The organism is Pelagicoccus mobilis, assembly GCF_016595505.1.
GTDB classification, from domain to species: Bacteria; Verrucomicrobiota; Verrucomicrobiia; order Opitutales; family Opitutaceae; genus Pelagicoccus; species Pelagicoccus mobilis.
The window spans coordinates 47,746-60,190 of the sequence record NZ_JAENIL010000012.1 but is presented as its reverse complement, the minus strand read 5'-3'; the positions used below and the strand labels follow the sequence as shown (position 1 = coordinate 60,190).

At 55.7% G+C, this 12,445-nt stretch carries 9 protein-coding genes; 3 read left to right on the top strand and 6 right to left on the bottom strand.

Annotated features, from left to right (window positions below; genetic code table 11):
- The first annotated feature begins 43 nt into the window (after positions 1–43).
- Positions 44–1,750: a GAF domain-containing protein gene (locus tag JIN87_RS08010; RefSeq protein WP_200355023.1), complete on the top strand. Its 1,707-nt coding sequence runs from the start codon at positions 44–46 to the stop codon at positions 1,748–1,750.
- Positions 1,751–1,857: 107 nt separating this feature from the next.
- On the opposite strand, the gene JIN87_RS08005 is transcribed toward JIN87_RS08010, so the two are convergent.
- The 4 genes from JIN87_RS08005 to JIN87_RS07990 are packed head-to-tail and all read right to left on the bottom strand — an operon-like array spanning position 1,858 to position 5,447.
- A complete protein-coding gene (locus JIN87_RS08005; protein WP_200355022.1) occupies positions 1,858–2,367 on the bottom strand; it encodes a DsrE/DsrF/DrsH-like family protein in 510 nt (169 codons plus the stop codon).
- Between the two features lie 23 nt (positions 2,368–2,390).
- Positions 2,391–2,708, bottom strand: coding sequence for a TusE/DsrC/DsvC family sulfur relay protein (locus JIN87_RS08000; RefSeq protein ID WP_200355021.1), 318 nt, complete (start codon positions 2,706–2,708; stop codon positions 2,391–2,393).
- Positions 2,709–2,737: 29 nt separating this feature from the next.
- Positions 2,738–4,009 (bottom strand): type III sulfide quinone reductase, selenoprotein subtype, encoded by a 1,272-nt coding sequence (gene sqr / locus JIN87_RS07995; RefSeq protein ID WP_200355020.1) that lies wholly within the window; start codon positions 4,007–4,009, stop codon positions 2,738–2,740.
- 52 nt (positions 4,010–4,061) lie between these two features.
- Entirely contained in the window at positions 4,062–5,447 is a 1,386-nt protein-coding gene (locus JIN87_RS07990; RefSeq protein ID WP_200355019.1) for an OmpP1/FadL family transporter, read from the bottom strand.
- 102 nt (positions 5,448–5,549) lie between these two features.
- On the opposite strand from JIN87_RS07990, the gene JIN87_RS07985 reads away from it, so the two are divergent.
- Both JIN87_RS07985 and JIN87_RS07980 read left to right on the top strand, forming a co-directional pair.
- Positions 5,550–6,548, top strand: a complete 999-nt coding sequence (locus JIN87_RS07985) for a helix-turn-helix domain-containing protein (protein WP_200355018.1) — start codon at positions 5,550–5,552, stop codon at positions 6,546–6,548.
- A 69-nt stretch (positions 6,549–6,617) separates the two neighbouring features.
- Positions 6,618–7,292 carry a spermidine synthase gene (locus JIN87_RS07980; protein WP_200355017.1) on the top strand — a complete coding sequence of 225 codons (675 nt, stop codon included), beginning with the start codon at positions 6,618–6,620 and terminating at the stop codon, positions 7,290–7,292.
- A gap of 104 nt (positions 7,293–7,396) precedes the next feature.
- Here JIN87_RS07980 and JIN87_RS07975 read toward each other — a convergent pair whose 3' ends face one another.
- Together JIN87_RS07975 and JIN87_RS07970 are read right to left on the bottom strand one after the other, a co-directional pair.
- Complete coding sequence (locus tag JIN87_RS07975) at positions 7,397–10,732, bottom strand: DNA polymerase III subunit alpha (protein WP_200355016.1); 3,336 nt, start codon at positions 10,730–10,732, stop codon at positions 7,397–7,399.
- An 81-nt stretch (positions 10,733–10,813) separates the two neighbouring features.
- A complete protein-coding gene (locus JIN87_RS07970) occupies positions 10,814–12,421 on the bottom strand; it encodes a Y-family DNA polymerase (RefSeq protein ID WP_200355015.1) in 1,608 nt (535 codons plus the stop codon).
- Positions 12,422–12,445 lie beyond the last annotated feature (24 nt).

The window sequence follows — 12,445 nt, the reverse complement described above, 5'->3', positions numbered from 1 at the left end:
ACGCGATTCCCCGACGCAACTTCACCAAACAACAGCTTCCACCGTGTCCCTCACCGACAATCCAGAAACGCTCCTCTCACTCTACCGCATCAGCCAAGCCGCTAGCAGTTCCGACTCCCCCCGCGACGCTTACCTCGTAGTCATGGGAGAACTACAGCGCCTTTTCGCTCCCCTCGCGGCGACCATCAGCCTGATCAACCCCAACTCCTCTCTCCTCGAAATCGAATACTCCCTCGGCTACCCAACCGAAACAAAAGACCTCTCCATTCATCCCGGCAAAGGACTCGTCGGACGCGTCGCCTTCAACGGAGAGCCCATCCTCTCAAACAACGTCAAAGCTGACCCCCGCTACGTAAAGCTCATCGACGGCGTACGCTCCAAAATCATCGCCCCTATGATATCAGGCGGCCACATCATCGGAGTCCTCAGCGTATCCCGAGCAGAAATCGACGCCTTCACCCAAGAAGACCTAGATCATCTCGTCCTACTAGCCGACGAATCCGCCCGAGTCCTCCAATCCGTCTGGCACCGCCGCCAACTCGCCAACCAATCCGATCAGCTAAAAGCCCTCATCGAGGTCGGCCAAAACATCGTATCCAACTTCGAAACACACTCCCTCTGGGAAACCGTAACAGAAGCCGCCATGGAACTCACCCGAGCCCGGCTCTGCACCCTCCAGCTGTTCGATTCGAAAACCCAAAAAGTAAAGCTACTCTCCGCTCGTCCCCTCAATCAGAAGTACATCGAGAACCTCGGCGAACTCGATCTCTCCGAAAGCCTGGCCGGTTCCGCCATCCGCACAAAACGACAAGTCGAGTTTTCCAACATAACCACCCCCGACTACTTCGACCTCAAAGACGTTCCCCACGACTCCGAAGTCACCTCCTGCCTCTCCACCCCAATGATATACGAAGGCAGCGTTACCGGCATCCTGAACGTATTCACAAAAGTCCGACACCGCTTTCCCAATAGCGAACGCCGACTCCTGCAAGCATTCGCCGACCTCGCCGCAGTCGCCGCCCAAAACGCCGAACTCTACACCCGCGTCTTCAACTCCGAAGAACGCCTCCGCAAGTCCGAGCGCCTCACAACCCTCGGCCTGCTCTCCGCAGAGATCGCCCACGAGATCCGCAATCCTCTCACCGTGATCAAGCTCCTCTTCAGCTCGCTCAACCTCGACTACCCCGACACCGACCCACGCCACAAGGACAAGCAAGTCATAAAAGAGAAGTTCAACCAGCTCGAAGAGATCGTCAGCAAAGTACTCTCCTTCGGCAAAGCCCCAGAAGGTATATTCACCCTCTGGGATATCGATGAACTTGTAGCCGACACCTGCCTGCTCGTCCGCCACAAGATGCGACAACTCAAAATCGACATCGAACACCAGCCAGCGAACCTCAAGTCCCGAGTCAACGGCAACAAAGGCCAACTCCAACAAGTCCTCCTCAACCTCATCATCAACGCCTCCGACGCCATGCCCGACGGCGGCCGTCTCACAATTTCCACTACATCCGAAGAATCCGAGAAAGGAAAAAACATCATTCTCTACGTCGAGGACACCGGCACCGGCATCCCAGAAAACCTCGTCGAACGCGTCTTCGACTCCTTCCTCACCGACAAGCCCGAAGGCACCGGTCTCGGCCTCTCCATCGTCAAACGCATCCTCCGCACCCACCACGGCGACATCGCCGTCTCCAAAACCGGCCCCACCGGCACCACCATGCGCATCACCCTCCCCGCCCACAGGTAGCCCGTTGCCCCTGACGGGCACCACTACCTTTTAATACCACCAGTAGACACAAAAGCCCTTCCCCGCATACGCAGAGAAGGGTCGATTGACTAGGGCTCAGGGGTATATCAGGTAAAGATGATCTGGGCTCCCGCGCTCTTTTCGTAGAAGTCACCAACAGTGATGATCTCCTTAACTTGAGAGCAGAGGTCCTCTTTCTTAAGATGGAACATCTCAAACGCAGCCTTACAGGCATAGATCTCTCCGCCAGCATCCTCGATCATTTCAAGGAACTCACCAACAGGAGGGATATCGAGCTCTTCCATCTCCTTCTTCATCATCTTGGTAGCGAATGCAGACATACCAGGAATCGCTCCGACAATAGTAGGAATGCCCATTGCAGGATTGCCAACAGTCGCCACTTTCAGCTTGTCCTGCTTTTTCTTCAAAATGGCGTCCATTCCAAAGAAGGTGAAAAACAACGTAGCTTCGATTCCTTCCATCCGCGCTCCATTCGCCATAATCAAGGCAGGATAAACCTTCTCTAGCGAACCCTGTGATACGATTATGGATACACGCTTAACGGGCGTTCTTTCTTCTTTTTTCTCAACCGGTTTCTCTTCTAATAAGGTACTCATCGTTAATTCCTTTCTTCGTTAAATTAGATGCAACCCTTTGGCTTGGGAATTCCAGAGATCCGAGCAGCCTTCTTGGCAGGAGCTCCAGGAAACAGAGAATACAGCTCCTTAGTCGGAACACCGCTTTCTTTCGTCAGGCGACGGATCGTTGGCCCCGTCCCCTTCTCTTCGTATACTCTGCGGAGATACTCTATCACCATGAAGTGACGGTCATTTAAAAGCCCTACCCCTTCTTCTTCAGCCAGGGCGGCCGCAATGCTCTCGTCCCAGTCATTATGATTCACCATGAAGTTCTCATCGTCGAAACCGACAATCCTACCTGCTATTTCTCTTTGGTTCATTTTCGTATTGATTAATTGATTACTGCGACTCAGCGAGCACCCGCTAAGACAGGAGAGTTCCGCTTCAAAAGGTCAGTTCGCTTCCCCTTGAGCGACATATGAGGCCCTATCCCCAAGGGCAAACCAGGCAACAGAGCATGCCAATAGACATGGCGAAACATGAGTTTCCCCCAGTGGTTTATTCGCGATTCCTTGAGCAAGGGCATAGGCCCCAATTTCGCGAACGGAAAGGTGCCAGGCAGAGGTTCGGTCTCGTAGTTAAAGTCGATCAGCATACCCTTGCCGTACCCCGTTTCCACGAAACAGTTCGAATGTCCGTCGAACCGCGCTTCAAGCTCCTTACCCGCCACAACCGCGAGCAAATTCTCCTCCAGAATCTCCGCTTCGAAGTGGGCCACAGAACCAGCCTTCGAAGCTGGCAAATCCGTAGCATCACCGATCACAAAGATATTCTCTCTAGCAAGCGACCTCAGCGTCTCTTTATCAGTCGGCACAAAGTTCAACTCATCACCGAGTCCAGAACGCTCCATCGCATCCGCCCCCATGTTCGTCGGCACCGCAACCAACAAGTCGTAATCCACCGCCCTGTCATCCCAGGAGACGATTCGCTTTTTGTCGTTATCCACTGAACCGATCGCAAAATCAGTCTCCACATGGATCCGACGCTCGTCCAACATATGTTGTAGTCGTTCCGTGGCGACAGGCTTGGTAAAAGCCCCTGAAAGAGGAGTAACATAATGGATCTCCGTTTTATCGCGAAGTCCATTTTTCGTCAGCCACCAGTCCGCGAGAAACGCGAACTCAAGCGGAGCGACCGGACACTTAATCGGCATCTCCGCCACATTGATCACCATTCGGCCACCTTTCCATTCTCGCAGCCGACGGGCCAATTTACAGGACCCATCAAAGGTATAGAATTCATGGACATCACGGCCCCAATCGTCCCCTTCCATTCCTTCAATCTCATCCGGTCTCGGAGTAGTACCCGTAGCGATCACCAACAAGTCGTAGTGGACAGAGTCACCATTTTCCAGATACACCTTATTCGTATCCGCATCGATCCTCTCAATGGTACCCATCCTCAGATTCACCTTTCGAGAAAGGAAACGCTTCTTAGGCTTAACCACATCCTTTTCGCCATAGATCCCGAAAGGCATGAACAGAAAACCGGGTTGATAGTAGTGAACCGGGTCCTGATCCACCACTTCCACCTGCCACTCTTTCGCAGGCAACTTCCGTACCATCTTATTGGCTATAACCGTACCAGCCGTACCGGCCCCTAATATCAATAGCTTCTTCATTCCTCTTCCTTTCCTAGCATCCTCAAATGCCTATAGCTTTGAACGGGTTGCTCTACTCGCCCCAGAACCTTGAATACATGATCTGGAAATTCGTTTGCCCGTGCTCGGAGACGATTCCAAACGCCGGATTCGTTTCCTTCTGCGTCAGCCCGATCGTTCCCGACCAACTAATACTAGACTTCCTTCCCACCTGGTGCTCTCCACCGATAGTCACATGATCCTCGACCGTCGCCGGGAAGAGCGGATTCAAAAAGTGATCAGGGATCGGATTAGTAGCATGATTAAAGCCAACGCGATACGCGCCTCGCTCCGCCGTTGCGTACTCCACTCCCACAGAGTACACAGTCTGGTCGCTCCAATTCTGATAGAGCTCTGCCGCGATATCCATTCCAGCCATTGGCCCGTTGCTAGGAAGGTCGTTCGCTACAAAACTCATTCGAAACGAATCCATAACCTCTGACCACTCGATCTGCTTTATGTCACCTACGATTCTCCAACGGGTCGCAGGACGATACATCACACCTACCGCATAAGTCGCGGGCCATTGAAAGTCATTTATGGATACATCGCCATCTAAGCCCATCTCCATGTAGCCCATCGGATTCGTGCCACCCACGGAAACCTTCGCCGCATCCGTCGTAAGATCACCCAGCGAGGTTGCCGAGTGATACACCGCGCCAAACCTCAACTCATGACTCAAATCGTAGGTCACGCCCAGATTCGCCGCAAATCCATCCCCCTTCGCTTCCCCAAAAAACTTGTTGCCGTTCTTGAAGTCGAAATAGGCGAACTCAGGCTGCATCTGCATCGAATTCATCGCGTTCAACAAAGTGCCTGAAGCTTTGCCCGACATTTGACTCATCGGATTCGCCATGTCCATCAACTGCTGCCCAGACATAGCCATACAAAGGTCCATTCCAGCCCAAACATAGTCAACAGAACCACCGACCCCTAGCTTCTCGTTAACCTGGTAAGCATACGGCAACATCATACGGCCAACCGAAACCTCCGTCATGTTTCCCAAACCGCGTCCCAATCCCATAAACGAGTCCCCCGAATACTCCGTGCCCATGCCCCCTTGGCCGTAGATGGACAAACCCCAGGCATGATTGCCGCGACGTTTCGCATAGCCCACCGTAGGCATGAAAAACGCATCCGAGCCAGATTCCACAGATCCATAACCCGGCATCGAAGCCGAAACATCCGGCCCCAAAAACCCCAAAGCCGCATCCAGTCGCGCCTCCTTCTTCTGCAACAGAAGCGTAGCAGGGTTGTTCATCGGAGCCGCAGTCCCCGTATCAATCGCAGCCCCAGCGCCTCCAAGCGCTGTCGCCCGAGCCCCGTACCCCTCCATATTCATGCCGTTAGTGCCAAATAGCGAAGTCGCTATTCCGACAGTTCCAATCGCGAAGGTGAGGACTGTTTGGGGCATCTTCATAACGCTTGCTAATATAGTGTCTTTCGTAGATAAGTTCTTCTCAGTCCTTGCGAAGTCGCGCTCACTAATTGCGATTCCCAGTTTTTCCCTCAAAATTCCCTTATGCCTCTTACCCCCGAAAAGGCCGCCTACTACGAAACCGTGATCGAAAAACTCCGCTCCACCGCGGACTACCGGGAGTACGAGGAAGCATTCCAAGACGCCACCGGCCTCCCGCTCACCCTCGAGCCAGCCTCCCAACTCACCATGGCCCTCTGCTCCAAGCATCAAGCACGCACCAGCTTTTGCTCCCTCATGAACAAAGCCGGGCACAGTTGCTCGACCTGCCAAGCCCTGCACCGAGGCATCGAAAAAGAGATGGGTATCGCCGACTCCGACTCCACAGAACGCTCCGCAGCCGAAGGCACCACCCTAACTGAAAAATCCCCCACCAGCGTCGGAGCCGTCAACCAAGCCTTCGGCGACGCGCCTCGCACCTTCGAGTGCTTCGCCGGACTCTGCGAAACCATGGTCCCCGTCAAAGCCGGCAATCAACTGCTCGCCTTCCTCAAAACCGGACAAGTCATGGTCAAAGAACCCACCCGTGACGCCTTCCGCCAGGCCATGGCCCGCCTCCACGACAACAAGCCCGACGCGCAACTCTCCGATCTCGAACAAGCCTACTTCGCCACCCCCATCGTCCCACCCGAAAAATATCGGGCCATGACAACCCTCCTCAAGACCTACGCCAAACAACTCTCCATAGCCAGCGAACGCATCCTCACCGAACTCGACAACAGCGAACCCGACTCCATCCGCAAAGCCAAAGAGTATCTAGCCAACAACTACAGCCAAGCGATCACCCTAAACGACGTCGCCAACGCCGCCGGCATCAGCCCCTTCCATTTCAGCAAACGCTTCAAAGAAACCGTCGGTATCGGCTTCGCCGAATACCTCGGACGCCTCCGCATCGCCGAGTGCAAAAAGCTCCTCTGGAACCCCAATCTCAGCATTACCGAAGCCGCCTTTGAAGTCGGCTTCCAATCCATGGCCTCCTTCAACCGCACCTGGCGAAAATTCGAGCCCCAATCCCCCAAAGAATACCGCCAAACGAAGAATTGAGAACGCCGAATGAAGAACCACTCGCTTAAAACGACTTCTTCATTCTTAACTCTTCATTCTCAATTCACCATGAAGCCACGTATCAAACTCGCCGAAACCAAAACCGACTCCGGACGCGCCCTCGCTCTCTACGAGCAAGACGGAGCCTTCTCCATCAACTACGCCGGACAGGAGCTCATGCACTCCAAAGCATCCGCCTCGGAAAAGTTGCTGGGCAAAATCGGCGGCGAACTCCTCCCCCACGAAGTCCCCTCCCGTCTCCTCATCGGCGGACTCGGCCTCGGCTACACCCTAGCCGCCGCCCTAGAGACGGCCCCTGAAAACGCCACAATCGAAATCATAGAACTCGCCCCCGAGGTCATCGACTGGAACCGCACCCATCTCAAAGAACTCAACGGCACCGCCCTTGACGACCCGCGTGTCCAGATCCAAATCGCCGACGCCACTGCCATCATCCGCAAAGCCGAGCCCGAAAGCTACGACTGCCTCCTACTCGACGTCGACAACGGTCCCGTAGCCATGGTCCAACAAGGCAACGCCAACCTGTATTCAAAATCCGGAGTCCGCACCCTCAAGTCCGTCCTCAAGCCAGGTGGCCATGCCATCTTCTGGTCCGCCGGCCCCGACGAGAAATTTTCCAAGCGCCTCGAGCAAGCCGGTTTCCAAGTCAAAGCCATCCCCGCCAAGACCCACGAAGGCGCCAAACGCGCCGCCTACCGCCTCTACCAAGCCACGAAAAGGTAGGGCGTGACCGCCGGGCACGCCGCACACAACCAGTGAATATTGCACCACAAAAGCCCTTCCCATTCTTCGTGCAACTTCGTGCCCTTAGTGGGTAAACACATAACTCAGTGGAAATCATAACTCGCCGAAGCCGGCGTCGCCCCAGCCACCAACGCCTCGATCCGATCCGCCTTCACATGAGTCACACCCTTGGCTCGTTGCAGTTGCCCTGAGATCACCAAAAACTTCTCCTGCGTAATCGTCAGGCGAAATTTTTCGAACATCTTCGGCATCACGATCGAGTTCGAAATCCCCGTCTCATCCTCCAGCGAGATGAAAACGAACCCCTTCGCCGTCCCCGGCCGCTGACGGCAAATCACCTGCCCCGCCACCTTCACTCGAGCCCCATTCGGCGTCGTATCCAAATCGACCGCACGCCAAACACCAGCCAACTCGCCACGCAGCGACGCCATCGGATGACGCCCCACCGTCACGCCCACACCTTCGTAGTCAGCCTGCAGACGCTCCAAATGCGTCATCACCTCCAGCGGGCTCAAGTTCTCGTCTTCCACTTCCTCCACATGGGCAAACAAGTCATCCTCATCAAGCAAGGTCTCCACCTCCCAAAGAGCAGTACGCCGATCCCCGCAGAAACAATTCAAAGCCCCGATCGACGCCAACTGCCTCAGCTCATCCTTATTGAATCCCGTCCGAAACCGAAAATCCTTCAACGACCGAAACGCCCGCTTCTCCCGCTCCAAAACCATCGCCTTCCCCCTCTCCGAAGCAAGCCCCTTCACCATCACCAGCCCCAATCGAAGCTCCTCCCCCAAGGTAGCGTCCGCTGTCCCAGCGGACACCCCAACCCGATCCTCCCCATTACCCCTTTCCCCAACTTCGTGGTCTTCGTGTCCTTGTCTCTTCGTTTCACTCATCGAGTGTCGCTCCGCTCGGTAGTGGGCAAAATCATCCCAACTCGCCACACACCGCCAATCCGACTCCACCACACAAACCGGCCTCACCCGGATCCCCATCCGCTTCGCATCTTGAATCAAAGTCGCCGGCGAGTAGAACCCCATCGGCTGATTATTCAAAAGCCCCGCAAAAAACTCCGATCCGTAGTGACACTTCAAATACGTGCTCGCATACGCCAACAAACCAAACGAAATAGCATGACTCTCCGGAAAGCCATAGTGAGCAAAGCTAGAGACCGACTGCACCACCTGCTCAATCTTCCCCTCTTCAACTCCCTTATCCCGCATCGCTCCCACAAGTTTTCCCAAGACCTTCCGCATCCGCTTCTCATTCGTGCTAAACGTACTCACCGCACGCCTTAGCTCCTCCGCCTCAGCCCCAGTAAAGCCCGCCATCACCATCGCCACCTTCAGGATCTGCTCCTGAAAAATAGCCACCCCAAGCGTACGCTCCAAGGTCTCCACCAAACGCTCATCGATATACTCGACCTTGCTTGGATCCTCCCGTCGCTCGAGATACGGATGCACCATTTTTCCCTGAATCGGCCCCGGACGAATAATCCCCACTTCCACCACCACATCATAGAAAGTCCTCGGCTTCATGCGCGGAAGCGTCGCGATCTGAGCTCGGCTCTCGATTTGAAATACTCCCACCGTATCCGCCCGACACATCATATCGAAAGTCGCCTCATCATCCTTAGGGATCGTAGCCAGCTCTATCTCTACTCCCTTCGCGTTCAAGCTCTCCATCGTCTCCTGCATCACGGCCATCATCCCCAGCCCTAGCAAATCCACCTTCACGATGCCGAGGTCCTCACAATCATTCTTGTCCCACTGCACCACCGAACGTCCTGGCATGGACGCGGGCTCCAAAGGCACCACCGTATCCAACGTACCTTGGCAAATCACCATCCCCCCCGAGTGCTGCCCCAAGTGACGCGGCAAACCGAGCACCTGCTGACACAGCCTCACCAAAGCCTTCCCACGCGGATGCCCCTTCGCGATCCCCGAGCCCTCAAGCTGCTCCTCCAGTCCCACGCCATGATCGTAGTTATGGCTCCCATACAAAGAAGAAAAACGCCCTAGAGCCTCCTCCTCAAACCCCAAAACCTTACCCACTTCACGAGCCGCGCTCTTCCGTCGATAAGTAATCACATTCGCCGTCATCGCCGCGCCATGTCGCCCGTAGCGACGATACACCTCCTGGATCACCCGCTCGCGCCGACTTCCACTCGGCAGATCAATATCGATATCCGGCCAACTCCTCCGCTCCTCATTCAAGAACCGCTCAAACAACAAGCCCGCCCCCACCGGATCCACCGGCGTAATCTCCAAGCAAAAGCACACCACGCTATTCGCCGCGCTGCCACGGCCTTGAGCCATGATTCCGTTCTCGCGACAATACTTCACCAAATCCCAAACGATCAGAAAATAGCCCTCGAAACCCAGTTTCTCGATCACCCGCAACTCATGCTCGATTTGCCTCAACACCTTCGCGCTCGGCTGCCCTCGATATCGCTTCTTCGCTCCAGCAAGCACCACCTTCCGCAAATAAGTCGCCATCGATTCCCCCGCCGGCACATCGAAGCTCGGGAACTCGTATCCAAGATTCTCTAACGAGAATTCCACTTGCTCCGCAATTCGCAGCGTGTTTTCCACCGCCTCCGGAATATCCCGGAACAGATACCGCATCTCCGCCGGAGCCTTCACAAACCGCTGCCCATTCCGACTCAACAATCCACCAGCCCCGTCCAGCTTCACCTTTTCCCGCAAGCAGGTAAACACATCCATCAAAGCCCGCTCGTTCGGCCGGGCATAGCTCACCCCATTGGTCGCCACCACAGGCAGACCTTCCGCCACCGCCAAGTCCCGCAGGCCCGACACAAGCCGCTCTTCGCCTCGCTCATGCCGACGCTGCAGCTCCACGAAAACATTGCCCTCACCAAAAGTCCTTCGCAGCTCCGCCACCCTCAAACGCATTCCATTCCCGTCACCACTCCTCCAATACTGACTCAAAACCCCTTCCTCATCCCCCGTCAAAGCCGTCAATCCCTCCACGCGCCCCACCAAGTCAGACCAAGCCACCCGCCCCTCGCCCTTCCTCAATTCATTGTGGGAAGCGGCCTTGTGCCGCGATTCTCCAACCATTACCCCCTTCTTCGTGGGAGCGTGCTTGTCACGCGATTCTCCCAAATGCGTATCCGTCAACAACCGACACAGATTCTGATAACCACTCCGAGTCCGCACAACCACCGGCAGCACCGTCCCATCCGCCATCGGCAATTCGCACCCAACAATCCCTCGAATTCCCTGCTCCAAACAAGCCGAATGAAAGCGAGCCGATCCATAAAAACCACCCCGATCACAGACCGCCATCGCCGCCACGCCCCGATCCGCGCACGCCTCCGCCAAGTCATCCGGCTGCGACGCCCCCCGCAAAAACGAAAACGCCGACCGCCCATGCAACTCTACATACCCTTCACTCATAACAGGTAGCGTCCGCTGTCCCAGCGGACATTCTCCTGGAGATTACACCTTCGTGGAACTTCGTGCTCTTCGTGGGCAACATCAATAACTCCCCTCCACCTTCCATCCATCGCCGCTCTTCGAAATCCGATACACTCCCCCCTTGTTCAGCTCCACATCCCACTCCACTCGGTTCCAACTCCCCGTCTCTTCCCACCAATGCCCCGAGTGAAGCCAAGGGCCTCTTGCCGCCTTCACAAACCCCGACACCTTATCAGACCGCACCCACATCGGCAGGCGACCCTGAAACTCGACCTCCGCCTTCACCCCCGGCCTAAACCGTCTCAGTGGCATTCCGTATTCACGATCCAACTTCAACTCCTTCACAGGTGGCACCTCTCCCGGCATTCCCTCCAGTCGCACACCATCCGGACGACCGTCCTCCTCCAACACCGGACGTCCCACACGCTCCGCCCCCACGATCCCCGCCACTCGCGACAAGGTCTGCGTAAAGCGATACGGATTCTTCAAACTGCTCTCAAACAAGCCCAACTGACGCTGCTTGAAGTCGACAACCTCCAATCGCAACACCAACCGCACCACAGGCGACTCGGTCTCCAAGCCCTCCAATCGCCCCGCCAACAAACGAAACAAAGCCTCCTCATCACTCGTCGGCTCCGGCAGCTTCTGCGCCACCACCAGCGGATCTCCATACGCCAAATCCAGCTCCACTCGCATCAAGGCCGCCACCTTGTGAAACCCTCGCATACGTACACAGAGCACATCCACGAAACGCTTCAACAGAAAGAGCAGCGGATCCATCGAATCCACCTCGTATTCAAACTCCCACGACTCCTCAAACTCCGGCGGTTCCTCCGCCACCGCGACCACCCGCTCCTCACGCCCAGTCAAACGATCCCAAAGCAACAAGCCCTCCATCCCCAAGCGAGCCCCCACCGCCGACCGCTTCAGCTTAGCGAAATCCGCCACCGTACGAATCCCCCACTTCGCCAACACATCCCGCAGTCCACCACTCATCTCCACCTTCCCCAAAGGCAAAGCGCTCAAGAACTCCCCTTCACTAATACTCCTCACACACTGAGCCCCCTCTTCATACTTCATACCTCCCACTTCCCCCTTAACCACCAGCACTTCCCCTTCACATTCCTTCGCCGCCAACAAAGCCACCACGCACGACTCCGCCACTCCCACGCCGACCTTCACGCCAGCAGCATCCAACTCCCGCACAATCGCCCCACAACGCCCGATCGACTCCTCAAGATCAACGCCCCGCAAGTCCACAAGCACGACCCCCGCTTCTTCAATTTCCACTCGCGGAGCCAAAGAGTACCCCATGGCAAACACCATTTCCTCCACCATCCGCTCCGCCTGTTCCGAGCGATAGCGAACCACCAGTCCCTCGCAGCGCGCCAAAGCCTGCGGCACCGAAAGCCCGACCACTACACCTTCACGCTCCGCCACCTCCGTCATGGCCAACACCGCCGGCTTCTTCGCCCCCGCATCCACCACCACAACAGGTAGGGCGTGACCGCCGGGCACGCCGCTCTCCACCTTCAAAACCGCCTGCAACAAAAGACGAGGAACCTGAAAAACCAAAAACATTACAAAATCATAATCCTCCTCATAATCATAATCTTCCTCATCCTCATAATCTTCCTCATCCTCATAATCTTCCTCATCCTCCTCCAACTCGCTCTTAGATTAAGAGGATGA